This window comes from Rikenella sp. (assembly GCF_056799795.1).
This window is the reverse complement of sequence record NZ_JBQIQO010000016.1, coordinates 23,921-47,605: the sequence shown is the minus strand read 5'-3', so window position 1 is coordinate 47,605 and position 23,685 is coordinate 23,921. Positions and strand designations below refer to the sequence as shown.

Sequence of the window (23,685 nt, the reverse complement as noted above, 5' to 3'; positions counted from 1 at the left end):
AAGCGACTTGCGCTTTGGACAAGATTTCCCAAGGCGCGCGGACAAAGATCGGTGTACGAAAATGCGGCGAAGCGAAAGCGGAGCCGCAGTGAGGCCGACACAGGGCGGAGCTTTGGGCTGGTTCTTGCGACCCTTTGGGTCGCCGGCCTTGTCGCCCAAGCCGCGTAGCGGCTTCGGGGGGATGGGCGACAGGCCGAACTCGACAGCCTTGGGCGGTGGATGGGTTGTTGCTTTTGCGACCCTTTAGGGTCGCGCAGTTCGCCGCCACCCCAGCGGCGAACTTATAGGTCAAGAGCGAATAGCGCGATTCCGTGAAGAATCGCCGGCCTCTTATTGGGGTAGAGGCTGCCCAATCGGAGTGCCCGAAGACACCGGCGCGTGGGGGGCGCGCCGAGGAAGAACCCGACAGGGGCTGGGGTTGAACTTTTGCAGGGTCGCCGGGCTTGCAGCGGGCCGGAGCCTGCGCTGCTTTGGGTAGAGGCTGCCAGCAAAAGACGCTGTGCGGGCCTCCCGCTGGGGGAGGCTATCGGCCCGCGCGGTTCTGCGAACCGCAGGGATGCACTCAAAACGCAATTAGGGTAGCTCCAGCCCTTTGCCCACCGTGGGCCCGCGGCCCGTTTATTCCGAGAGGCAACGCAACAGATAACCGTAACTGCGGTAGTATGCGCCACCGGGATTGAGCCATGTTACATGAAAACTCAAATTCATGCCATTGGTACCATTGACCATGGATGTCCAGCTGTAGCCGTAGTTGCCGACGCCCCCCAGAGTACCAGCATTCCCGTTGCTGCGGTAGCCCGGGGCGCGCCCGTAGGGCGTTTTACGGGCCGCCTCTACCCTAAATGCCTCCGCCTTCCTGTTTATTCCGAGAGGCAACGCAACTGACGACCGTAAGCCCGACTGTTCGCCCCGCTGTCCGTGAATTCGACCATGCTGAAATGTAAATACATGCCGTAAATTTCGCGGATCGTGCTCGTCCAGCAGTATCCCGAATTGCCGGCGACGCCGATTGCTCCTTCCGAACGACCACGGAAGCCCGGGGCGGGTCTGCCGAAGAAAAAACAAACCATTCTCGAACCATGAAAAAGACCATACTGATTACCCACCGCCTGCCGCGCGAACACTTTGCCGAGTTGGAGGCGCAATTCGAAGTGCTCATCCCGTGCGAAGAACGATTTTCGAAAGAGGAGTTCCAGCGGCTCCTGCCCCGGATCGACGGCATGATCGCCTCCACCGCACTGCGAGTCACCGACGAGATGATGGCCCTTGCGCCCCGGTTGAAAATCATCGCCAGCTACGGCGTCGGGTACGACAATATCGACCTCGCCGCCGCCCAACGGCGCGGCATCGTCGTGACCAACAACCCCACGCCCGTGCTCAAACCCACCGCCGAACACGCCTACGCCCTGATGCTCGCCGTGGCTCACCGGATACCCGAATGCGACCGCGACCTGCGCCGCGGCGAGGCGAAATGGGGCATTATGGATAATCTCGGAACCTCGCTCTACGGCAAAACGCTCGGGATCGTGGGGATGGGACGGATCGGCAAAGCCTTGCGACGGTATGCCGCCGCTTCGCGCATGCGGGTGCTCTACTACAACCGTCGGTCGTTGCCCGCGGAGGAAGAGCGTGCGCTGGAGGTCGAATACGCTGACTTCGACACCTTGTTGCGCGAATCCGATATCGTGTCGGTGCACACCCCGCTGACCGACGAGTCGCGCCACCTGTTCGGCCCCGAGCAGTTTCGGAGGATGAAACCGACCGCCCTGCTGGTGAACACCGCTCGCGGTGCTGTGGTAGATAACGCGGCGCTGGCCGAAGCGCTCCGCAGCGGCGAGATCGCCGGAGCCGCGCTGGACGTCTTCGAAAACGAACCCCGCGTGTTGCCCGAGTTGCTTACGCTGGACAACATCGTACTCACGCCTCATACCGGCACCAATACGGTCGAGACCCGCGAGCAGATGAGCGCCCATGCCGCGCGGAACGTGATGCGTTTCTTCGCCGGCGATCCCGAGATCGACCGGGTCGTCTGACGTCGGCTGGGGAGGCGGAATAAAAAAGGCAGGCCGTGAGGCCTGCCTAAATCGTTTCGAACCGCCCGCCGAGGCGATTCGTCCCGGCTCAGACGTTGAACAGGAAGTGCATGATATCTCCGTCCTGCACCACATACTCCTTGCCCTCGATCCCGATCTTGCCCGCCTCGCGGCACGCCTTTTCGGAGCCTAACGCCACATAGTCCGCGAACTTGATCACCTCGGCCCGGATAAAACCCCGCTCGAAGTCGGTGTGGATAATTCCCGCTGCCTGAGGCGCCTTCGTGCCCCGGGCATACGTCCACGCCCGCGTCTCGTCCGGCCCCGTGGTGAAGTAGGTTTCGAGATTCAGCAGCGCATACGCCGCCCGGATCAGGCGCGAAACCCCCGACTCTTCGAGCCCCAGGTCCGCGAGGAACATCTGTCGCTCCTCGTAGCTCTCTAATTCTGCGATGTCCGCCTCCGTCGCCGCCGCCACGATCAGCATCTGCGCCCCCTCCGCTTGAATGGCCTCCGCCACGGCGCGCGTATGGTCATTCCCGGTAGCTGCCGAAGCCTCGTCCACGTTGCAGAGGTAGAGCACCGGCTTGTTGGTCAGCAGGCATAAATCCGCCGCTAATTTTTCATCCTCTTTGTTATCCAACACCACCGTCCGCGCCGAAAGTCCCTGTTCCAGCGCCTCCTTGTAGCGTATCAGAATTTCGTAGAGCCGTTTGGCCGCCTTGTCGCCGCCGCTCTGCGCCTGTTTCTGCACCTTGCCGAGCCGGTTTTCGACCGTTTCGAGGTCTTTCAGTTGCAGCTCGGTGTCGATGATCTCCTTGTCGCGCACCGGGTCGACCGAGCCGTCCACGTGGGTGATATTCCCGTTCTCGAAACACCGCAGAACGTGGATAATGGCGTCCGTCTCGCGAATATTGGCGAGGAACTTGTTCCCCAGCCCTTCGCCTTTCGAGGCCCCTTTGACCAGTCCGGCGATGTCTACGATCTCGATGGTGGTCGGCACGACGCGTTTCGGGTTGTCGATCTCCACCAGTTTCGTCAGCCGGTCGTCCGGTACGGTGATCACCCCGACGTTCGGTTCGATGGTGCAGAACGGAAAGTTGGCCGCCTGGGCCTTGGCGTTCGACAGACAGTTGAAAAGGGTCGATTTCCCGACGTTCGGCAAACCCACGATGCCGCATTGAAGAGCCATGTTATTCGCTGTTTTAGAGGCCCCAAAGATACTGAAAATTCCCTATCTTTGGGCCTCTTCGGATTCCAAAAACGGACTGACCTTTATGCACTACGCCGAATATGCCGGCCGCGCGCCGCAGTTTTTCACGATCGATCGCCCTTTTCCGCTCGAAGCGGGCGGCGAGCTGCCCTCCGTGACGCTCGCTTATCACACTTATGGCACGTTGAATGTGGCGGGCGACAATGTCATCTGGGTGTGCCACGCGTTGACGGCCAATTCGGATGTGGCGGAGTGGTGGCCGGGGACGGTGGTCGAGGGGGGGCTGCTCGATCCGACGCGTTATTTTATCGTCTGTGCCAATAAGTTGGGTTCTCCTTACGGTTCGACTTCGCCCATTTCAACGAATCCGGCGACGGGCGAGCCGTGGTACCTCGATTTTCCGCAGATCACGATGCGGGATATGGTGCGGGCTTACGGGGAGCTCCGCAGGGCGTTGGGAATCCGGCGTGTCAGGATGCTGATCGGGGGGTCGACGGGGGGATGTCAGGCGATGGAGTGGGCGATCGCCGAGCCTGAATTGTTCGACACGCTGGCGCTGACGGTGACGCTGCCGCGGACGACGCCGTGGATCGTGGCGGACAGCGAGGCGCAGCGGCTGGCGATCGAGGCCGATCCGACGTTTCTCGACCGGCGGCTCGACGGCGGGGCGGCGGGGTTGGCGGCGGCTCGGGCGATGTCGATGCTGATCTATCGCAATTCGACGGCTTTCAATCGCACGCAGCACGATCCGGAGACGGACAAACTGGGGGATTTCCGGGCATCGAGCTACCAGCGTTATCAGGGCGAGAAGCTGCGCCGGCGGTTCAATGCGCACTGTTATTATCGGCTGTTGCAGGCGCTCGATTCGCACGACGTGGGGCGTGGCCGGGGCGGAGTGGAGGCAGCGTTGGGGGGGATTGCTGCAAAGACGGTCGTTTTGTCGGTCGATACGGATATGATGTTTACGGAGCCGGAGGTGCGGGAGATGGCGGGGTTGATCGGGGCGGATTACTATACGCTCCATTCGGATTTCGGCCACGACGGCTTCCTGATCGAGACGCCGCAGTTGACACGTATCTTAAAGGAGTATCTGTGAGGCGGCGGCATTAGTTAGGGCCGCCGGCGCTTGAGGATGCGTGAGCATCCTCAAAAGTTTTTTTTTGTTGTTCTTTTTGTTCACAAAAAGAACAGTACCCTCTCGTAGCCAAAGCCGCGCGCCACGCCTTAGGAGGGAAATCGTCAAAATGTGCTGGCACGTTTTGACAAGATTTCCCAAGGCGCGCGAACAAAGCTCGACCGCGCGCGACTGCTGGAAAAGGAAATCATTCAAACGCGTGTTTTGCGTTTGAATAAGATTTCCGCCAGCGCGCGGACAAAGAACGGGGGTAGAGGCTGTCTTGGGGTAGAGGCTGCCAATAAAACACCCGAAGGGTGCGCCCGCCCGGCGTAAGGGCAGTACCCTCCTGTGACCAAAGACGCGCGCCGCCGCTTAAAGAAGCGATTCAACTATTTCGGCGGAGAGCCGAAATAGAATGAATCGCGCAGGCGCGCGGACAACGAACTTCGCGCAAACATTCGTCGCCCGCCCGCTTAAAGAGGGATTTCACTCATTTTGCGACAGCAAAATCGAGATGAAATCCCAGCGGGCGACGGCAAAATGCGGCGGAGCGACAGCGGAGCCGCAGTGAGGCGGACACGGGGCGGAGAACTGGGTCGAGCTTGGGGCTGTGTCTGTTCTTCAGGCGCGAAAACCGCAATCGGTTTTCGCGCCGCGCTGGGCCGAGCTGTTGGCTGAGCTTTTGCGGCTCGCAGAGCCGCCGGGCTTGCGGCGGGGCATCTTCGATGCCCGGGCCGGACGCCGCAGCCCGCACCCGACAGAATTGGACGAAAGTCCGAAACCAAATGGGCCGAGCTTCTGCGGCTCTTTGAGCCGCGCAGTTCGCCGCCACCCCACGCGGTGGGCTGTAACTTGTCGGAGCTCGTTGCTGCTCTCCGTTGGTGGCGAACTGCTATAGGTCGAGAGCGAGTAGCGCGGTTCCGAGAGGAATCGCCGTCCTCTTATTGGGGTAGAGGCTGCCCAATCGGAGTGCCCGAAGGCACCGGCGCGAGGGGGCGCGCCGAGGACGAACTGTCAAGAATGGGGGCGGTGAATGGGCCGAGCTCTTGCGGCTCGAAGAGCCGTGCGGGCCGAAGTCTCCCCACGGGAGGGACGCACAGCGTCTTTTACTAGCCGCCTCTACCTCACGACAGCATCTCCCGGGTGTCCTACCGCTTCCGGCGCGAATAAATGGGAAGGGGAGAGTGCTTTCGCGGGTCGGAGCCAGCGTGGCCGGAAACAAGCTTTGCGAAGTTGCAGGCCTACGCCTGGGGTGGCTCCGGCCCGGGCGGTTCTGCGAACCGCAGGATTCAATTCAAAAGTAGGGTAGAGGCTGTCTAATATTGGGGTAGAGGCTGCCATTAAAACGCCCTTTGGGCGCGTTTATTCCGAGAGGCAACGTAACTGAAGACCGTAGGCATGACGATTCGCACCGCTGGGATAGAGGTTCTCTGTGTTGAAATCCAGATACATCCCGTTGTCGTTGTATGTTGTCGAAGACCAGTTGAAGCCGTGATAACCCAAGCCCCCCAGCATCCCCGAGTGCGAATGGCGGTAGCCCGGGGCGCACCCACAGGGTGTTTTACTGGCCGCCTTTACCCCCGTTTATTCCGAGAGGCAACGCAACTGAAAACCGTAGGCGCGATAATCCGATCCGTTGGAGAATAGCCAGGAAGGACTGAAACCCAGATTCGTGCCGTTGAACGCCCTGACAGCTGACTGCCACATATAACCGTTGCTGCCGATGTTCCACAGCGCCCCCTCTCCGCTGCCGCGGAAGCCCGGGGCGCTTCTCTCCCTAAAAAAGACTCCACCGAAAACCGCCGGCAACTCCTTTGAGACCGCGCTCCGAACCGCCGGAAACGGAAAAATCGTATCTTTACCGACACAATTCCGGCCGATTCACCCCGGGAGGAGAAAACCTATGGATTTTATCAGTATCACCGTCCTCGACATCATCGACGTGCTGGTCGTCGCCGTGCTTTTTTATCAAGTCTACCGCATGATCCGCGGTACCTCCGTGATGACCATCTTTGCCGGAATCTTCATCGTTTACCTCCTTTGGGTCGTCGTCAAAGCCTTGAACATGACCCTCCTCAGCTCCATTATGGGGCAAGTGATCGGCGTCGGCGTACTCGCCTTGATCATCGTCTTTCAACAAGAGATCCGGCGATACCTCCTGCTGCTCGGGAGCCGCTATGCCAAAGCCAAGAACCGCTTCGTGCGGCGCATCTTCCGGTCGGCCGGCGTCCGGAGCGACCTCCAGTGGACCGAAGAGGTCGCCAAAGCCTGTCGGAATATGGCCGCGACCTATACCGGCGCTTTGATCTGTATCGAGCGGCAGGGCGATCTGGGAGCCTACGCCGCGACCGGAGACACGATCGATGCCCGGATCGACGTGCGGCTGATCGAGAGCATCTTCTTCAAGAACAGCCCGTTGCACGACGGCGCCGTGATTATCCGACAGGGGCGGATTCATGCTGCCCGGTGTATTCTGCCTTCGTCCGACAACCCGCATATTCCGCAGCACTACGGGATGCGGCATCGCGCCGCCATCGGGCTGACCGAACACAGCGACGCCGTCGTGGTGGTGGTTTCCGAAGAACGCGGGAAGATCTCCGTCGCCGAGGGGGGCGAAATCGTCACCGTGGCCGATGCCGAGGCGCTGGTCGAACGGCTCAACCGGATTTTATCGGCTTAGCGACCCGCCGAGCCGAAATTTTCCGTAACTTTGTCCAATCGGGCGCGTGTTTCGTCGCGGGAGAGACGCTCTCGCAGGCGCGTCAGGAGTTGGCTTACCGTAAGTAAATTATTTCAACAATTTCGATAGCAATGGCAAATCAGAAGAAATTCATTACCTGTGACGGGAATTATGCCGCTGCGCACATCGCTTACATGTTCAGCGAAGTGGCGGCGATCTATCCGATCACGCCGAGTTCGACCATGGCGGAGTATGTGGACGAATGGGCGGCCGCAGGGAAGAAAAACATTTTCGGCGAAACCGTCCGCGTGCAGGAGATGCAGTCCGAAGCGGGTGCGGCAGGGGCTGTGCACGGCTCGTTGCAGGCGGGGGCGTTGACCACCACCTATACCGCATCGCAGGGGTTGTTGCTGATGATTCCGAACATGTACAAAATTGCCGGGGAGCTTTTGCCGGCGGTGTTCCATGTCTCGGCCCGGGCATTGGCCGCACAGGCCTTGTCGATCTTCGGCGACCATGCCGACGTGATGAGCGCGCGGCAGACCGGGTTTGCCATGCTCGCCAGCGGATCGGTGCAGGAGGTGATGGATCTCTCGGCGGTGTCGCATTTGACCGCAATCAAGGGGCGGGTGCCGTTCATCAACTTCTTCGACGGCTTCCGGACTTCGCACGAAATTCAGAAGATCGAAGAGTTCGATACCGAAGCGCTGAAATCGCTGATCGATATGGACGCTTTGAAGGCCTTCCGCGAACGGGCTTTGAATCCGGAACATCCGGTGACCCGCGGGACGGCACAGAATCCGGACATCTACTTCCAGAGTAGAGAGGCGGCGAATAAATTCTACGACGCCGTGCCGGATATGGTGGCGGACTATATGGCCAAAATCAGCCAGATTACCGGGCGGGAATATCATCCGTTCGACTACTACGGCGATCCGGAGGCGACCCATGTGGTGATTGCTATGGGCAGTGTGACGGAGACCATTAAGGAGGTGATCGACATGTTGCGTGCGAAGGGAGAGAAGGTGGGTTTGGTGTCGGTGCACTTGTATCGGCCGTTCAGCGTGAAGTATTTCTTGCAGGCGTTGCCGGATTCCGTGAAACGTATCTGCGTGCTGGATCGTACCAAAGAGCCGGGGGCCAACGGCGATCCGTTGTATCTGGACGTGGTCGAAGTGTTCGCCAACCGCAAGGATATGCCGGCCGATCGGAAACCGCTGATTATCGGTGGTCGGTACGGGCTGTCGTCGAAAGACACCACGCCGGCCCAGATGATCGCCGTGTACGAAAATCTGGCCCAGAACGAACCCAAGAACCAGTTTACGGTCGGGATCGTGGACGACGTGACCTTCAAATCGCTGCCGGTGGGTGCTGAAGTGGCTGCCGGGGACGCTTCCACCTATGAAGCCCGGTTCATCGGGTTGGGTTCCGACGGGACGGTGGGGGCGAACAAGAACTCCATCAAGATCATCGGCGGGGCGACGGATAAATACTGTCAGGCATACTTCTCTTACGACTCGAAGAAGTCGGGCGGGTATACCTCTTCGCACTTGCGTTTCGGTGATCGGCCGATCCGTTCCACTTATTTGGTGACCACGCCGAACTTCGTGGCCTGCCACGTGCCGTCGTACCTGGGCAAGTATGACCTGCTCAAGGGTTTGAAAGACGGGGGGACGTTCCTGCTGAATGCCGTGTGGGATGAAGAGACCACCAAGAAACACCTGCCGGACGATATGAAAAAATATCTGGCGGAACATCATATCAACTTCTATATCATCAACGCTACGAAGATCGCGTCGGAACTGGGGCTGGGGTCGCGGACCAATACGATCATGCAGTCCGCCTTCTTCAAGGTTTCGGAGGTGATTCCGTACGACCAGGCGGTGGAAGAGATGAAGAAAGCCATCTACAAATCGTATGGGAAGAAGGGCGAGGATGTGGTGAACAAGAACTACGCTGCGGTCGATGCGGGGGGGAAGAATGTGGTGAAGGTCGAAGTGCCGGCAGAGTGGGCGTCGATTACCGTTACGGCGAAGGCTGCCGACCCGTCGCGTCCGGAATTTATCTCGAAAATTGTCGACCCGATCAACGCTTTGGCGGGGGACGATCTGCCGGTATCGGCATTCACCGGCCGGGAAGACGGAACTTGGGAAGCAGGTACGGCGGCATATGAAAAGCGGGGGATTGCAGCTGCTATTCCGGCTTGGAAACCCGAAAACTGTATCCAGTGTAACCAGTGTGCCTATGTTTGTCCTCACGCAGCCATTCGGCCGTTCCTGTTGACGGAAGCCGAGGCGGCGGCTGCGCCGGAAGGGACGCCGTTCATCCAGGGGAACGGGGCGCTCAAAGAGTACAAATTCAAGATTCAGGTTTCGCCGCTCGACTGTACCGGTTGCGGCAACTGTGCCAACGTATGTCCGGCACCGAAAGGCAAGGCGCTGGTGATGGAGCCGATGGAAACGCTGCTGCCGGCGGAAGAACCGCGCTGGGAGTACTTGCACGGCAAGGTGGGCTACAAGTCTACGGCGGTGGACAAGACCCAGAATGTGAAAAACCTGCAATTCACCCAGCCGCTCTTCGAATTCTCGGGGGCTTGCGCCGGGTGTGGCGAGACGCCGTATATCAAATCGATCACCCAGCTCTTCGGCGAGCGGATGATGGTGGCCAATGCGACGGGTTGTTCGTCGATTTACGGCGGTTCCGCGCCTTCGACGCCGTACTGCCCGGATCAGGTTTCGGGACACGGGCCGGCTTGGGCCAACTCGCTCTTCGAAGACAACGCCGAATTCGGTCTCGGGATGCACATCGGCGTCGAAAAGATGCGCGACCGGCTGAAACAGATTATGACCGACGCGATTGCCAACTGCGCGGATTGCTCGGCAGAACTCAAGGCGGCTATGCAGGCGTGGATCGACGGCAAGGACAGTTCGGCGGCTTCCGTGGAAGCGACCAACAAACTCCTGCCGCTCGTTGAGGCTTGCGGGTGCGACTACTGCCGGCAGATCAAGGAACTGAAGCAGTACCTGATCAAGAAATCGCAGTGGATCTTCGGCGGCGACGGTTGGGCTTACGATATCGGATACGGCGGGTTGGATCACGTGCTGGCTTCGGGCGAGGACGTGAACGTGCTGGTGATCGATACCGAGGTCTACTCCAATACGGGGGGCCAGTCTTCCAAAGCTACGCCGGTCGGGGCGGTGGCCAAGTTCGCGTCGTCCGGTAAACGGATTCGCAAAAAGGACTTGGGCGCGATGGTGATGACCTACGGCTATGTTTATGTGGCTCAGGTCGCTATGGGGGCTAATCACAGCCAGTATTTCCAGGCGCTCAAGGAGGCGGAAGCATTCCCGGGGCCGTCGCTGATTATCGCCTATGCGCCGTGTATCAACCACGGGAACAAGAACGGGATGGGCGTTTCGCAGCTGACCGAGAAACGGGCGGTGGAATGCGGTTACTGGCACCTGTGGCGTTTCAATCCGCTGTTGGAACAGGAAGGGAAAAATCCGTTCACCCTCGATTCCAAAGAACCGGATTGGTCTAAGTTCCAGGAATTTATCCATCAGGAGGTGCGTTACACTTCGCTCTTGAAAGCTTTCCCGCAGGAAGCACAGGAACTTTTTGCGGCTTCGGAAGAGAATGCTAAGTGGCGGTATAACAGCTACAAGCGTTATGCGGCGATGCACTACGACGCGGCTGCGGAGGCGACCGAAGCTGCTGCGGCGGAAGTAGGGGCGGCGAAGTAGGCGTAATCGTATGACGTGCTAAGTCATTGGTAACAATGCTTAGACGGTTGTGTGATTCGAATCTTTTTGAATGCCGGTGCGGCATTTGGAAGCTGTTCGGAAGCACACAGCGAGTTAGTGAAGTAGCAGGGTTTCTTACCTCAGGCAAGAACCCTGCTACTTTTTGTGTTTAGGGGGATGCTCTTGTTGTGATGCGGTCAGGTTAAGATTTGAATCTGACGCGTATTGTTTGAGGTAGGAATGTGTGTTTGAGATTATGCGGTTAGACCCGGCCAAAGCATTCTTTTAGGGATGCACTCAAAACGCAAATAGGGTAACTCCAACCCTTTGCCCCCGCGAGCACGCGCCTCCGTTTATTCCGAGAGGCAACGCAACAGAAAACCGTAGCCGCGATAGCTCGCATTCGAAGGACTCATGTTCGTCGCATGGAACAACAAACGCCAGGCGTACGTGCTACCGTTGGGCACCGACGCAGACCAGACCGAACCCTCGTCGCCGACGCCACCCGGTACGCCCGAGGCGTGGTTGCGGAAGCCCGGGGCGGGGTACCGCCGGTTGAAATCCCACGAAGCCAAGACAGAAACACAAACCGCCAAAGCCTGAAAAAATCCCCATTCCGAAGCAACTGAAAAATAAATGCTTATCTTTGGCAGTTAAAACGGTTGGCTTCGCCTCCGCTCCTCCGACACGAGGACGACAGCCCGGCGAACCGACCGATTCATTCAAACCACACATACAGATTTTGAAAGCGATGCAGACCAAAAAACGATTCGTGCAAATCCTTTTCATGGCGATCTTTGGCCTCGGGTTGAACCATAGTGCTTCGGCACAGGATTTTTATTGGGGCCCCCGTGTCGGGATGAACGTCAGTTCGATGACCAAAACCACTTATTCCAAAGCCCGGATTCGGGGGAGCTTCGGACTCATGGTCGGCTATAAGATCAACGACCTCATCGGATTGCAGGCCGAAGCGCTCTATTCGTTGCAGGGGAGCAAGGTCGATAATAACGAGAAGGATATCTATTCCTATAACTACGTGAAAATTCCGGTTCTGGCCAAAGTTTATCTGATCGGCGGGCTCAATCTGGAGGCCGGAGTGGCTTTCAACTGGCTCGTCAAGGCACAGCAGAAGTGGAACAGCAGCTCGTATGACACGAATGGCAACGTGATTGAAACGACCACGCATACCCGCAGCCTGATCGACGACTGCAAAAGCTTCGACCTGACGATTCCGGTAGGGATCAATTACCAGTTCCGTCGGTGGATCGATCTCGGAGTGCGATATGATATTTCCACCATCCGGGTCAGCGAAAACAAGAAAGATCATGCCAAGAGCAGCGTGCTCTCGGTGAATCTCGGTTTGCGCTTCTAACCCCCCTCTCTCCGGCGATGCCTCGGAGTTCTTTTGTATCCATTTGAAAACCAGTGATAATGAAAAATAAATTTTTGCTTCTCGGCCTCTTTTTGCTGACCTTCGGATGCCGTAATAACGAAAAGGAACGCCTCACCGTTCGCATCGAAGGATTGCAGGAAGACAGCCTGATCTGCGCCTATATGACCCCGGCGACGATTCGCGACCGGCAGCCGATGGTGCAGCGGATGATCGGCGGGCAGAAGAGTGCAGATGGGAAGAGCGTCGAATTCCGTGTGACGACGCCGGATGACGAGCAGCTCTATCGCATGATTCTCGCTCCGCGCGGCTATCGCGGCGACGGGCCGAGGCAGACCATTCAACTCTTTCTGCTGCCCGGCGAGAACGACATGCGCGTCGAAGGGAAATACGAACCGGAACATCAGACCATCGACTATACCCTGACCGGATCGCCGGTGCAGGAGGAGTGGCTCGAACGGCAAAAGGTGATCGAACCGCTCGAAATGCAGCTCGGGATGCTCGGCATGACCGCTTCGTTCGTGCAGCCGGGGAGCGGAGTGGCCGACTCGTTGCAGATGCAGATGCAGGTTTTGGCTGATTCCATTTCCAGCCTCAAGACCGACTATATCGCAGAGAATCCGTCGGCCCAGCTTTCGGCCTATTACCTGACGACCATCGGCGATCCGTATCTGGTCGACAGCTTGTATCGCGGGCTCGACGATTCGGTGAAAAACGGCCCCTTCAAAGCGTGGCTCGACCTGCAAAACGAAGAGATCGCCAAGGTTTTTGCCGCCGAAGAGGCCCGCACGGCGATGGCCGGAGGCGGGGTGGCGCCGGACTTCACCTTGCCGGGGTTGGACGGAAAGGATTTCACCCTCTCGTCGCTGTTCAATAAGGAGGGCAGGTATATTGTCCTCGACTTTTGGGGAACCTGGTGCAGTTGGTGTATCAAGGGGATGCCGGAGATGAAGAAAGCCTACGCCGAGCTGGGGAACGGCCGGCAGGTGGAGTTCGTCGGTGTCGATTGCGGCGATACGGAGGAGGCTTGGAAAAAGGGAGTTGAAAAACACGGACTGCCGTGGATCCATGTGCGGACCGAAGGGGATGACATTCCGGTGCGGTACGGAATCGAGGCTTTCCCGACCAAGATCATTCTGGCGCCGGACGGCAGCACGGTGCGGCGCTTTACGGGCGAGGATCCGGCTTTCTACACCTGTCTCGATTCGTTGGTGCGGGCTGCGCGGTAGGAATTTACACATATCTCTAAATCAGATTCGATGATGCAGTTTACAGCAGAGATGATCGCCGGATTTCTCGGCGGCACGGTCGAAGGCAACGGGCAGGCTGCGGTCGGTTCGGTGGCCAAGATCGAGGAGGCTAAGGCCGGCGACCTGGTTTTTCTTTCCAATCCGAAATACGAGGAGTTCCTCTATCGGACGGGGGCGACGATTGCGATCGTGAATGCCGACCTGATCGTTCGCGAGGCGCTGCCGGAGGGATTGACGCTGGTGCGGGTCGAGAATGCGTACAAAGCGTTCGCTTCGTTGCTCGACCTGTATGTGGCGAACAAACCGAAGAAGACGGGGATTAGTCCGTTGGCCTCGATTCATTCGACCGCGACGGTGGGCGAGGGGGTTTATGTCGGCGAGTATGCCGTGATCGGCGAAGGGGCGGTGGTGAAGGCGGGGGCGCAGATTTGGCCGCAGGTCTATGTGGGCGACGGCGTTCGGGTGGGCGAACGGACGATTCTCTATCCGGGGGTCAAGGTCTACGAGGCTTGCGAGCTCGGTGACGATGTGATTGTGCATGGCGGGACGGTGATCGGCGGCGACGGGTTCGGTTTCGCGCCGACCGACGACGGCTCGTTTCAGAAGATTCCGCAGATCGGTAATGTCGTGATCGAGGATGGGGTGGAGATCGGTTCGAATTGTGCGATCGACCGGGCGACGATGGGTTCCACGCGGATCAAGCGGGGGGCGAAGCTCGACAACCTGATCCAGATCGCGCACAATGTGGTGATCGGCGAAAATACGGTGATGGCGGCTCAGGTGGGTATTGCGGGTTCTACGAAGGTGGGGCGGAATGTGATGATGGGCGGACAGGTGGGGGTTGTCGGGCATATCGCGATTGCGGACGGGGTGAAGATCGGTTCTCAGTCGGGGATTCCGAACAATATTCTGACTCCGGGAGTGACGGTATTCGGTTCTCCGGCCTATCCGGGATTGGAGGGGCATCGTATTCAGGCTTCGGTCAAGCAGTTGCCGGAGCTTCGGAAGCAGGTGGCCGAGCTGTCGCGGCAGCTCAAGGTGCTGGAGGCTCGGTTGGGGGAACGGGCCGAGGAGTAAGTTGGCGGATAACAATTTGTTGAAGCTGTCGATTGCCCCATCTGCGCGCGAACAGTGGGTTGGGCCATCGGCTGCTTAAGCGATACGTGGTATCGCTCCGTCCCGCCGGGGTCACCCGGACGCCGCCCGCGCAGGGCAGTTTCAGGCGGGACAAAGCTCGACCCGCGCGCGACCGCTGGAGAAGGAAATCATTCAAACGCGTAGTGCGCGTTTGAATGATTTCCGCCAGCGCGCGGACAAAGAACGGTGCGCGAAAACCGTCGCCCGCCCGCGTAAAGAGGGATTTCGCTCATTTTGCGACAGCAAAATCGAGATGAAATCCCAGCGGGCGACGGCAAACGTGGCGGAGCGATAGCGGAGCCGCAGTGGGGCGGATACGGGGCAGGGAACTGGGGCGAGCTTTGGGCTATGCTCTTGCGACTCGCAGAGTCGCGCGGGCCGAAGCCTCCGCCCGCGGAGGCCCGCAACTGACGTTGCAGTGGGCCCCGCAGGCTTCAACCCGCTTAAACCGAGAGCGAATGGGCGGAACTTGTAGCGGGAAAATAGTGCGGGTCGGACACCCGGGAGGTACTCTCGGTGCGTGAGCGGCGTGTTGCGGGACTCCGCTGGGGGAGGCTTCGGCCCGGGCGGTTCTACGAACCGCAGGGATGCACTCAAAACGCAATTAGGGTAACTCCAGCCCATTGCCCACCGCGGGCACGCGTCCCCGTTTATTCCGAGAGGCAACGCAACTGAAAACCGTAGGCGCGGTTGTATGGAGCGCTGGGACGGATCCACGTCACGCCGAAGTCCAAGAACACGCCGCCCGTGTTGTTCGCTGCGGACGACCAACTATAGCCGTAGTTGCCGACGCCCATCAGGTCGCCCGTGCTCGTATTGCGGTGGCCCGGGGCGGGGTTCTCCTTCTCATTTATTCCGAGAGGCACCGCAACTGATGACTGTAGGCCCGATGTGTCGTGTAGTTGGGGCCGAGATGCGTCACTCCGAAATCCAAGTGCATGCCACGGTAGTGATCAACTGAATTATAAGGCGTTGAAGACCAGCTGTAACCACTGCAACCGACGTAATACAGCGCGCCCGTTTCCCGAAGGCGGTAGCCCGGGGCGGGCAGAGTCGTGGCAGAGGCCCGACAGATTATCGTAAAAAACAGCATGATTACCCGTCGCAGCCGCGCCCAGCGCGAAGAACAAGCCGTCCGGGCCGATCCCATGGAAGGGAAAACCCTCATCGGGATCGACCCCGGTACCAACGTGCTCGGATACGGCGTGTTGCAGATTCGGAACGGACAGCCCCAGTGTCAGGTGCTCGGCGTCGTGACCTTGGGGAAGTATGGAGACCGTTACCAGAAACTTCGGCACATTTTCGAACGGGTTTCCGCGCTGGTGCGCGAGTATCGGCCGGACGAGATGGCACTCGAAGCCCCGTTCTATGGCGAAAACGTGCAGAGTATGCTCAAGCTCGGACGAGCGCAAGGGGTGGCGATGGTGGCCGCTTTGACCCAGGGGATTCCTGTGTTCGAATACTCGCCGCGACGGATCAAGCAGGCCATTACCGGACAGGGCGGTGCATCGAAAGAACAAGTAGCCGCCCTTTTGCAGAAGATCCTCGGCATCGGTACCACCCCGAAAGAGCTCGATGCTACGGACGGGCTGGCGGTCGCTTTGTGTCATTATTACATCTGCTCCAGCCCCTTCGGAACTGCCGTCGGCGAGCGTTCGGCGGGTAGTGGAGGCGCGAGAGGCTGGGCCGCTTTTGTGCGCGACAATCCGGATAAGCTCCGATAAAACATTGAACAACAATTAAATCCAAACGAATACGATGAAAAAAATGCTTCTGTTCGGCGTGGCGGCCCTGATGTTCGCCGCCTGCGCCCGGAAAGGCTATCAAGTGGTAGCCACCCTCGACGGACTCGAAGAGGGACAACCCGTCTACCTCTCTGTTTTCCAAGGGAAAACCCCGCTCGTGATCGACTCGGCCAAGGTGGCGCAGGGGAAAGCCTCGTTTAGCGGCGTGCTCGAACTCCCCATGCTTGCTCAGATTACCGTAGGCGACAGTACCGCCCGACCGGCGAAAGTCTTCTTCCTCGAAAATAGCCCGATTGCCGTGACCGGATCGCTCGAACAGCTTGACAGTATTCAGGTCGTCGGCTCTGCCGAACAGGCGTTGTTCGAGGCCTATCAGGCGGCGGTCGATACGGTGAAAAATTACAACGACTACGTGGCTGTCAACGAAGCCTTCGTGAAAGAGAATCCGGCCAGCGTGGCTGCGGCTTATCTGCTGTTCCGCCGGATGGCTCCGGGGCTCGATCCGGAACAGATGCGCGCCTATGCCGCCGGGTTCGACAGCACGATCCGGGGATCGGTCTACCTGAAACTGGTCGGTGAAATGGCCGATAAACTCGAACTCAGCAGTCCGGGGCATCCGTTCCTCGATTTCACCCTGCCCGATACCACCGGGACGCCGATCGCCTTGTCTTCGGTGGCCGGAAAGGGAAATTACGTCCTGCTCGACTTCTGGGCCTCGTGGTGCGGGCCGTGCCGGGCCGAGAATCCGCATGTCGTAGCGGCTTACAACCAGTATAAAGACAAAGGGTTTACCGTCTTCGGCGTGTCGCTCGACCGGCCCGACGGACGCGAAAATTGGATTCAGGCCATCGAAAAAGACGGTCTGAAATGGACAAACGTGAGCGACCTGAAATTCTGGGAGTGCGTTCCGGCAGGGATGTACGGCGTCCGGTCGATTCCGTCGAACGTGCTGATCGGGCCGGACGGGACGATCGTGGCCCGCAACCTGCGCGGCGAAGCGCTGATGAACAAACTCGCCGAAGTCTATGGTACGGCGGCGACTGAGGCTGAATAACCTTGAAAAAGAGGTACTTCGTATAAAAAAAACTGCTTTTTGCGGCGCGTCGGAAGGCTTTCTGTCCTTCCGACGCGCGGCGTTTTAGCAGGCCGCCCGAACGAATGGCATCTTATTTGACCGTTGAGGCGGAAAAACTGTTAAATTTGTTCGTCCGGAACAAAATAAAATCCCGTTCCGACCGTTTAAAGTAGTTGAACTACTTTAAAAAACGCAGTCGAAATTCGAAACGATACATTAACCAAATAACCTATATGAGCGAAGCCGTAAACATTCAGGAGCTCAACGCCCGCATCGAAAAGCAGAGCGCGTTCGTCGATCTGCTGACTCTGGAGATGGGCAAAGTGATCGTCGGTCAGAAACACCTTGTGGAAAGTCTGCTGATCGGACTGCTCAGCGATGGGCACATTCTGCTCGAAGGGGTTCCGGGGCTGGCCAAGACGTTGGCGATCAATACGCTGTCCGATGCGATCGACGCGAAGTTCAGCCGGATTCAGTTCACGCCGGACTTGTTGCCGGCCGACCTGACGGGAACCCTGATTTACAGCCAGAAAAACGAAGAGTTTACCGTTAAACTCGGGCCGATTTTCGCGAACTTCGTCCTGGCGGATGAAATCAACCGTTCGCCGGCCAAGGTGCAGTCGGCCTTGCTGGAGGCCATGCAGGAGCATCAGGTGACGATCGGCGACAACACGTATCGCTTGCCGAAGCCGTTCCTCGTGATGGCGACCCAGAACCCGCTGGAGCAGGAGGGGACTTACCCGCTGCCGGAGGCGCAGGTAGACCGTTTCATGCTCAAGGTCAAGATCGGCTATCCGAAAAAGGAGGAAGAACGGCAGATTATCCGGCAGAACATGCTTGGGGCTGCGTTCCCGAAAGCTGCTCCTGTGGTGACCACCGATGCGATCCTTCAGGCGCGCGAGGTGGTGGCGCAGGTCTATATGGACGAGAAAATCGAACGTTATATCGTCGATATTATTTTTGCCACCCGCGAACCGGCGGAATACGGACTCGATCGGTTGGCGATGATGATCGGTTACGGTTGTTCGCCTCGTGCATCGATTGCGCTGGCGAAGGCGGCGAAGGCTTATGCCTTTATCAAACGTCGCGGGTATGTGATTCCGGAAGACGTTCGGGCGGTTTGTCCGGATGTGATGCGGCATCGGATCGGTCTGACCTATGAGGCTGAGGCTGAAAATATTACGTCCGAGGATATTATCACCGAGATTTTGAACGCTGTCGAAGTACCGTAGGGTTCTGCGACAGCCGTGCGTTGGTTAGGGCCCCCGGCAGTTTGAGGATGCGTCAGCATCCGTCTAAAGTTTTTTCGGTTCCTTTTGTTCACAAAAGGAACAGTTCCCTCAAACCAAACCGCGCGCCGCCGCGTAAAGGAGCGATTCAACTATTTCGGCGGTAGCCGAATATAGATGAATCGCGCAAGGCGCGCGAAAAGGCGGCGGAGCGACAGCGGAGCCGCAGTGAGGTGGACACGGGGCGGAGAACTGGGCTGTGCTCTTGTCTGTGCTTTGGGTTGAGAGCGAATAGCTAAGTCCCCGTGTTAACGGTCGGCCCGCAGCCCCCGGATGCGGAGGGCCGAAATACTCCGCTCCCGCTCCGTCTTCGTTCTCCGCTGGCTGCGGCCGAAAAAATAGGCAGTGCTTTTGCGGCTGATAGAACCGCAGAAGTGCAAATGGGGTAGAGGCTGTCGGTTACTTAGGGTAGTTCCAGCCCATTGCCCACCGCGGGCCCGCGGCGTTTATTCCGAGAGGCAACGCAACTGAAAACCGTAGCCGCGATTGCTCGTGTGATACGGATCCAGGTAGTGCGAATGGAAATTCAAGTCCATCCCCGTGGTTTCGACAGCCGTAGAGCTCCAAATGTACCCGCCTTCGCCGACGAGACACAGCGCACCCGATCGTCCGTTATTGCCCGCATCGCGGAAGCCCGGGGCGGGAAAAACGAACCGAAGCCTTGTGGCAACAAGATATATTACTCGATTGCACACCATGAAAGAGACCGAAGAAGACATACTCCGGAAAGTCCGCAAAATCGAAATTAAGACCCGCGGCCTCTCCAACGATATTTTCGCCGGGAAATACCACTCCGCCTTCAAAGGACGCGGGATGGCTTTCAGCGAAGTGCGCGACTACCGCATCGGAGACGATATCCGCGATATCGACTGGAACGTCACCGCCAGAAACCGAGCCCCGTATATCAAAGTCTACGAAGAGGAACGGGAACTGACCATGATGCTGCTCGTCGATGTCAGCGCCTCCCGCATGTTCGGGACACAGGGACAATTTAAGAAGAACCTGATGACCGAGATCGCTGCCGTGCTGGCCTTCTCTGCGGCTCAGAATAACGACAAAATCGGCTGCATCCTCTTTTCCGATCGCATCGAAAAGTACGTTCCGCCGAAGAAAGGACGGCAGCACGTTCTGCGGATTATCAGCGACCTGGTCGACTTCCAACCGGAAGGGCGCGGAACCGATATCAACGAAGCCCTGCGTTTTTTCACCAACGTGATGAAAAAACGGTGCACCGCATTTCTGCTGACCGACTTCATGGACTTTTCAGCCGATACCACACGTGGCGAGGCCTTGCACGTCAACTTCGAAGAGGGATTGAAAATCGCCTCGTCGTGGCACGACCTGGTCGGATTGCGTATTTACGACATTCGGGAAGCCGTGTTGCCCGACGTCGGGATTATTGAAGTGCAGGACGCCGAAGAGGGGAGAAAAGTCTGGGTCGATACCGCCTCCGCCCGGACGCGCGACAGCTATGCTCGGTACTGGGAGCTCGCCTCCTCGGCGATCGGACAGGCCTTGACCAAATGCCGGGTCGATACCGTCTCGGTGGCCACCGGCGAAGATTATGTAGCCGCTTTGTTACGGCTCTTTAAAATGCGATAACTCGTGGATATGAAACTATATCGTCCGATTCTTTTTCTCCTTTCGGCCTTTGTCGCCGCCGGGGGAAGCGTGGCATCCGGAACGGCCCAGCCCCTCTCTGCCCAGCGGCCGCCCGAGGTACACACCCGGCTGGTGCCCGACACCGTGTTGATCGGCGACCAGTTCAGCCTCTTTCTTGACATCGACAAAGATGTCGCACAGGAGATCCAGCTGCCTCAGTTCGAGGACGGGAAGTTGACGCCGCAGATTGAAATGCTCGGGATCGACCGGATCGACACCCTGGAGCAGAGCGGACGGCGGATCAGGATACGCGTTGCGTATCGGCTGACGGGGTTCGACGAGGGGAACTATGCCTTGGGCGGCTTCCCGGTCGTTTGGTCGGCCACGCCCGACGAAGCGAAGGCCGGGAAAGGAGACACCGTCTTTGCTCCGGAAGCGATGCGGCTCGTCGTCGAGACCTTCGAGATCGACACCGCGAAACAACAAATATTCGATATCAAACGGCCGCTCAACACCCCGTTCCAGTGGCGCGAAATCAAGGAGTACCTCTTGTGGGGCGGATTGATTGCCGTGGGACTGGCTGTCGTGATCTATCTGGCCGTCAAGTATCTGCGGCGCGGGCGACGGGGCGCGGGCAGACCGGCTGTGCCGCCGCACGTCGCGGCTATTCGTGCTCTGGAACGGCTGCACAGCCGCAAATTGTGGCAGAACGGCAAACACAAGGAGTACTACTCCCATCTGGCCGACATCGTGCGCATCTATATCGAGGGCAGGTACGGGATCGGCGCCATGGAGATGACCTCCGACCAGATCCTGGACGCCGTGCGGGAGGTGAACGACGAGCGGCTGCGCGAGAAACTGCGCCAGCTTTTCCGGCTGGCCGACCTCGTGAAGTTCGCCAAGCTGAACCCGTCGCCCGAGGATAACGAACAGGCCTACTTCGATGCCTATTTCTACGTCGAAGAGACCAAAGAGCTCCCTGCGCCGGGCGAAGCCCCTGCCGCGCCGGGGGTGACGGCGACCGAAGCGGTCGATATGCCGGAAGACGACTTGTTCGATCCGGAAACGAAACCTGAAAACAAAGAGTTCGAACGATGAGGAGGAATCTATTGATTTTGAGTCTGTTTTCCGTCGCTCCGGCCATTGCCTGGGGGCAAAAAGAGCGGGCGGATATCCGGTGGGGGAACCTCTCCTACTACGAAGGGAAATATCCGGAGGCGGAAGTCGGGTATCGGCGGGCGTTGGAGAAAAAAATCACCTCTTACGAGGCCAATTTCAACCTCGGCGGCGCGCTCTATAAACAGGGGCGGTACGACGACGCGGCAGCGGCTTACGGGCGGCTGGCCGAAGACGGAAACGACCGGCACCGGCAGGCGGCGACCTATTACAACCTCGGGAATACGCTCGTACAGCAACGCAAATTGGACGAGGCGATCGAGGCCTACAAAAACGCCTTGCGGCTCGTGCCGGAAGACAAGGAGGCGAAGTTCAACCTGGCCTATGCCAAAAAGTTGAAGCAGGAGGAGCAACAGCAGCAGGATAACCAGAACGATCAAAACGAGAACAACCAGGATAATCAGGACAACCAGAATAATTCCGACAATCGGAATAACGACGACCGAAACGACCCCGATCAGGATCGGAATAATCCGGACAAGAATAAAGATAAAAACAACGATAAGAACAACGACGATCGGAACAATCCCGACGACGGGCAGTCGGACAAGAAGAACGAGCCGAACGACGGCCGGCAGCCGGAACGTCAGCCGTCCGCCTCGCGCGAAGAGTCGGAACGCCTTCTGAAAGCGATTCAGGCCAGCGAGGACAATACCAAAAAACGGGTCGATGCCGAGAAGGCCGAAGCGGTCGGAGTTCGCGGGCGGAAACAGTGGTAGGGGGCGACGAGGGGCTTGCGGAATAGATAGTTTGTTGATTCAAAGACAGATACGGAACACTGTATGTTCGATATAGTAAGATTCGAAAATCCACGCATCTTGTGGCTGCTGCTCGTGCTGGTGCCGATGGTGGTTTATTATGTCTATCGCACGCTTCAGGGAAGGGCTGCCATTCGGCTCTCCACGGTGCGCGGCGTGGAGCGATTGAGGCATACCTATCGGTACTGGTTGAGGCACACGCCGTTCATGTTGCGGTGCGCGGTGGTGGCCCTCGTGATTTTCGCCATGGCGCGGCCCCAGTCGGCCGAAGATCGGCAGAATATCAATGCCGAGGGGATCGACATCGTGATGGCGCTCGACATTTCGGGGTCGATGCTGGCGCGCGACTTTCAGCCCGACCGGCTCTCGGCGGCCAAGGATATCGGGTCGAAGTTTATTTTCGGTCGGCCTACCGATCGGATCGGGCTGGTGGTGTTTGCCGGTGAGGCGTTCACCCAGTCGCCGATTACGACCGATCACGTCTCGCTGGTAAACCTCATGAATCAGATCGAGATCGGGATGATTGCCGACGGGACGGCCATCGGGAACGGGCTGGCGACAGCGGTGAACCGGTTGAAAGAGAGCGACTCGCCGAGCAAGGTGATTATCCTCTTGACGGACGGGGTGAACAACAGCGGTCAGATCGACCCGATGACGGCGGCGCAGATCGCTGCGGACTACGGCATTCGGGTCTATGCGGTGGGGGTCGGCAGCGAGGGGGTGGCGCCGACGCCGACGTTGAATGCCTGGGGCGGCATTTCGTTCGTACAGGCCAAGGTCGAGATCGACGAGGATATCCTGCGTCGGATTGCCGAGCAGACGGGGGGGCGTTATTTCCGGGCGACGGACAATACCAAGCTGGCCGAGATTTATGCCGAAATCGACCGGTTGGAAAAAACGCGGGTCGAGGTTGAAAATTTCGTGAAATACAGCGAGGTGTATCACGGATGGTTGTTGTTGGCGATTGTGTTGCTGGTGGTCGAGATCCTCAGCCGCTATCTCTTCCTCCGCCAGATACCGTAACTTTAACAGTTTGTTTGTCAATGCCGGTTCTTTCCGAGGCTGCCGCAGCAAAACGCAGTTTTGCCCGTCCACGGGACGTGGGGCCCGCGCGGCCCGAGCGCAGTACCCTCATACCAACGCGCGCCGCCGCCTAAAGAAGCGATTCAACTCTTTCGGCGGTAGCCGAATATAGATGAATCGCGTAAGGCGCGCGAAAAATGTCGCCTGCTCGCATAAAAAGAGATTTTACTTGTTTTGCATCCACAAAATCGAGATGAAATCCCAGCCGGTGACAGATATGGTTTGAACTGCGCGCCTTGGGAAATCTTGTCAAAACGCGCCAGCGCATTTCGACGATTTCCCTCTTAAGGCGTGGCGCGCAGTAGCTGGAGGGTACTGTTCTCTTTGTGAACAAAGAGAACCAGAAAAACTTTAGAGCGCATCCCTGCGGGATGCTCTGGCCGGATATAACCAT

The 23,685-nt window shown here is 58.4% G+C and carries 21 protein-coding genes; 14 read left to right on the top strand and 7 right to left on the bottom strand.

What is annotated here, in order from left to right; genetic code table 11:
• Positions 1-618: 618 nt before the first annotated feature.
• Positions 619-876: a hypothetical protein gene (locus tag ACTO3O_RS05535; protein WP_297831800.1), complete on the bottom strand. Its 258-nt coding sequence runs from the start codon at positions 874-876 to the stop codon at positions 619-621.
• A complete protein-coding gene (locus ACTO3O_RS05530) occupies positions 861-1,070 on the bottom strand; it encodes a hypothetical protein (protein WP_297831797.1) in 210 nt (69 codons plus the stop codon). Before ACTO3O_RS05530 ends, ACTO3O_RS05535 begins: the two co-directional genes overlap by 16 nt.
• Positions 1,071-1,079: 9 nt before the next feature.
• Here ACTO3O_RS05530 and ACTO3O_RS05525 point away from each other — a divergent pair, with 9 nt between their 5' ends.
• Positions 1,080-2,033: an NAD(P)-dependent oxidoreductase gene (locus ACTO3O_RS05525; protein ID WP_297831794.1), complete on the top strand. Its 954-nt coding sequence runs from the start codon at positions 1,080-1,082 to the stop codon at positions 2,031-2,033.
• A gap of 88 nt (positions 2,034-2,121) precedes the next feature.
• Here ACTO3O_RS05525 and ychF read toward each other — a convergent pair whose 3' ends face one another.
• Positions 2,122-3,225 (bottom strand): redox-regulated ATPase YchF, encoded by a 1,104-nt coding sequence (gene ychF / locus ACTO3O_RS05520; protein ID WP_294594584.1) that lies wholly within the window; start codon positions 3,223-3,225, stop codon positions 2,122-2,124.
• An 85-nt stretch (positions 3,226-3,310) separates the two neighbouring features.
• Here ychF and ACTO3O_RS05515 point away from each other — a divergent pair, with 85 nt between their 5' ends.
• Positions 3,311-4,342 (top strand): homoserine O-acetyltransferase family protein, encoded by a 1,032-nt coding sequence (locus ACTO3O_RS05515; RefSeq protein ID WP_297831791.1) that lies wholly within the window; start codon positions 3,311-3,313, stop codon positions 4,340-4,342.
• A gap of 1,383 nt (positions 4,343-5,725) precedes the next feature.
• On the opposite strand, the gene ACTO3O_RS05510 is transcribed toward ACTO3O_RS05515, so the two are convergent.
• The gene (locus ACTO3O_RS05510; RefSeq protein WP_297831245.1) at positions 5,726-5,878 is read right to left on the bottom strand and encodes a hypothetical protein; all 153 of its coding nucleotides are present in this window, start codon (positions 5,876-5,878) and stop codon (positions 5,726-5,728) included.
• A gap of 69 nt (positions 5,879-5,947) precedes the next feature.
• On the bottom strand, positions 5,948-6,070 hold the full coding sequence (locus tag ACTO3O_RS05505; RefSeq protein ID WP_297624142.1) for a hypothetical protein: 123 nt from the start codon (positions 6,068-6,070) through the stop codon (positions 5,948-5,950).
• 196 nt (positions 6,071-6,266) lie between these two features.
• Here ACTO3O_RS05505 and cdaA point away from each other — a divergent pair, with 196 nt between their 5' ends.
• Together cdaA and nifJ are read left to right on the top strand one after the other, a co-directional pair.
• Positions 6,267-7,043, top strand: a complete 777-nt coding sequence (gene cdaA / locus ACTO3O_RS05500) for a diadenylate cyclase CdaA (RefSeq protein ID WP_294593898.1) — start codon at positions 6,267-6,269, stop codon at positions 7,041-7,043.
• Between the two features lie 131 nt (positions 7,044-7,174).
• Complete coding sequence (gene nifJ, locus ACTO3O_RS05495; RefSeq protein ID WP_297831250.1) at positions 7,175-10,786, top strand: pyruvate:ferredoxin (flavodoxin) oxidoreductase; 3,612 nt, start codon at positions 7,175-7,177, stop codon at positions 10,784-10,786.
• A 353-nt stretch (positions 10,787-11,139) separates the two neighbouring features.
• Here the strand turns inward: nifJ and ACTO3O_RS05490 are convergent, their stop codons facing one another.
• Entirely contained in the window at positions 11,140-11,361 is a 222-nt protein-coding gene (locus ACTO3O_RS05490) for a hypothetical protein (RefSeq protein ID WP_294593894.1), read from the bottom strand.
• Positions 11,362-11,537: 176 nt separating this feature from the next.
• Between ACTO3O_RS05490 and ACTO3O_RS05485 the strand changes: the two genes are divergently transcribed.
• The 3 genes from ACTO3O_RS05485 to lpxD are packed head-to-tail and all read left to right on the top strand — an operon-like array spanning position 11,538 to position 14,503.
• Entirely contained in the window at positions 11,538-12,158 is a 621-nt protein-coding gene (locus ACTO3O_RS05485; RefSeq protein WP_297831253.1) for a porin family protein, read from the top strand.
• A 59-nt stretch (positions 12,159-12,217) separates the two neighbouring features.
• The gene (locus tag ACTO3O_RS05480) at positions 12,218-13,405 is read left to right on the top strand and encodes a TlpA family protein disulfide reductase (protein WP_297831256.1); all 1,188 of its coding nucleotides are present in this window, start codon (positions 12,218-12,220) and stop codon (positions 13,403-13,405) included.
• A gap of 30 nt (positions 13,406-13,435) precedes the next feature.
• Positions 13,436-14,503, top strand: a complete 1,068-nt coding sequence (gene lpxD / locus ACTO3O_RS05475; protein ID WP_297831258.1) for a UDP-3-O-(3-hydroxymyristoyl)glucosamine N-acyltransferase — start codon at positions 13,436-13,438, stop codon at positions 14,501-14,503.
• Positions 14,504-15,213: 710 nt separating this feature from the next.
• Here lpxD and ACTO3O_RS05470 read toward each other — a convergent pair.
• Positions 15,214-15,429, bottom strand: a complete 216-nt coding sequence (locus ACTO3O_RS05470) for a hypothetical protein (protein ID WP_297831196.1) — start codon at positions 15,427-15,429, stop codon at positions 15,214-15,216.
• Between the two features lie 282 nt (positions 15,430-15,711).
• On the opposite strand from ACTO3O_RS05470, the gene ruvC reads away from it, so the two are divergent.
• The 7 genes from ruvC to ACTO3O_RS05435 all read left to right on the top strand — a co-directional run bounded on the left by ruvC (position 15,712) and on the right by ACTO3O_RS05435 (position 23,231).
• A complete protein-coding gene (ruvC, locus tag ACTO3O_RS05465; RefSeq protein WP_297831199.1) occupies positions 15,712-16,287 on the top strand; it encodes a crossover junction endodeoxyribonuclease RuvC in 576 nt (191 codons plus the stop codon).
• A 34-nt stretch (positions 16,288-16,321) separates the two neighbouring features.
• Complete coding sequence (locus tag ACTO3O_RS05460) at positions 16,322-17,362, top strand: TlpA disulfide reductase family protein (protein ID WP_297831193.1); 1,041 nt, start codon at positions 16,322-16,324, stop codon at positions 17,360-17,362.
• A 254-nt stretch (positions 17,363-17,616) separates the two neighbouring features.
• Positions 17,617-18,615, top strand: coding sequence for an AAA family ATPase (locus tag ACTO3O_RS05455; RefSeq protein WP_297831190.1), 999 nt, complete (start codon positions 17,617-17,619; stop codon positions 18,613-18,615).
• A gap of 753 nt (positions 18,616-19,368) precedes the next feature.
• Positions 19,369-20,274, top strand: coding sequence for a DUF58 domain-containing protein (locus tag ACTO3O_RS05450; protein ID WP_297831187.1), 906 nt, complete (start codon positions 19,369-19,371; stop codon positions 20,272-20,274).
• 3 nt (positions 20,275-20,277) lie between these two features.
• Positions 20,278-21,372: a hypothetical protein gene (locus ACTO3O_RS05445; protein ID WP_294593472.1), complete on the top strand. Its 1,095-nt coding sequence runs from the start codon at positions 20,278-20,280 to the stop codon at positions 21,370-21,372.
• On the top strand, positions 21,369-22,169 hold the full coding sequence (locus ACTO3O_RS05440; protein ID WP_297831183.1) for a tetratricopeptide repeat protein: 801 nt from the start codon (positions 21,369-21,371) through the stop codon (positions 22,167-22,169). Before ACTO3O_RS05445 ends, ACTO3O_RS05440 begins: the two co-directional genes overlap by 4 nt.
• A gap of 63 nt (positions 22,170-22,232) precedes the next feature.
• Positions 22,233-23,231: a vWA domain-containing protein gene (locus ACTO3O_RS05435; protein ID WP_297831180.1), complete on the top strand. Its 999-nt coding sequence runs from the start codon at positions 22,233-22,235 to the stop codon at positions 23,229-23,231.
• Positions 23,232-23,685: the final 454 nt, after the last annotated feature.

Excerpts from the sequence above, each read along its gene's own strand:
- ACTO3O_RS05515 (WP_297831791.1), top strand. The coding sequence starts at position 3,311 with ATGCACTACGCCGAATATGCCGGCCGCGCGCCGCAGTTTTTCACGATC.
- ACTO3O_RS05455 (WP_297831190.1), top strand. The coding sequence starts at position 17,617 with ATGAGCGAAGCCGTAAACATTCAGGAGCTCAACGCCCGCATCGAAAAG.
- ACTO3O_RS05525 (WP_297831794.1), top strand. The coding sequence starts at position 1,080 with ATGAAAAAGACCATACTGATTACCCACCGCCTGCCGCGCGAACACTTT.
- ACTO3O_RS05480 (WP_297831256.1), top strand. The coding sequence starts at position 12,218 with ATGAAAAATAAATTTTTGCTTCTCGGCCTCTTTTTGCTGACCTTCGGA.
- ychF (WP_294594584.1), bottom strand. The coding sequence starts at position 3,225 with ATGGCTCTTCAATGCGGCATCGTGGGTTTGCCGAACGTCGGGAAATCG.
- ACTO3O_RS05505 (WP_297624142.1), bottom strand. The coding sequence starts at position 6,070 with ATGTGGCAGTCAGCTGTCAGGGCGTTCAACGGCACGAATCTGGGTTTC.
- ACTO3O_RS05530 (WP_297831797.1), bottom strand. The coding sequence starts at position 1,070 with ATGGTTTGTTTTTTCTTCGGCAGACCCGCCCCGGGCTTCCGTGGTCGT.
- ACTO3O_RS05485 (WP_297831253.1), top strand. The coding sequence starts at position 11,538 with ATGCAGACCAAAAAACGATTCGTGCAAATCCTTTTCATGGCGATCTTT.
- cdaA (WP_294593898.1), top strand. The coding sequence starts at position 6,267 with ATGGATTTTATCAGTATCACCGTCCTCGACATCATCGACGTGCTGGTC.
- nifJ (WP_297831250.1), top strand. The coding sequence starts at position 7,175 with ATGGCAAATCAGAAGAAATTCATTACCTGTGACGGGAATTATGCCGCT.
- ruvC (WP_297831199.1), top strand. The coding sequence starts at position 15,712 with ATGGAAGGGAAAACCCTCATCGGGATCGACCCCGGTACCAACGTGCTC.
- ACTO3O_RS05440 (WP_297831183.1), top strand. The coding sequence starts at position 21,369 with ATGAGGAGGAATCTATTGATTTTGAGTCTGTTTTCCGTCGCTCCGGCC.
- ACTO3O_RS05450 (WP_297831187.1), top strand. The coding sequence starts at position 19,369 with ATGAAAGAGACCGAAGAAGACATACTCCGGAAAGTCCGCAAAATCGAA.
- ACTO3O_RS05510 (WP_297831245.1), bottom strand. The coding sequence starts at position 5,878 with ATGCTGGGGGGCTTGGGTTATCACGGCTTCAACTGGTCTTCGACAACA.
- ACTO3O_RS05435 (WP_297831180.1), top strand. The coding sequence starts at position 22,233 with ATGTTCGATATAGTAAGATTCGAAAATCCACGCATCTTGTGGCTGCTG.
- ACTO3O_RS05460 (WP_297831193.1), top strand. The coding sequence starts at position 16,322 with ATGAAAAAAATGCTTCTGTTCGGCGTGGCGGCCCTGATGTTCGCCGCC.
- lpxD (WP_297831258.1), top strand. The coding sequence starts at position 13,436 with ATGATGCAGTTTACAGCAGAGATGATCGCCGGATTTCTCGGCGGCACG.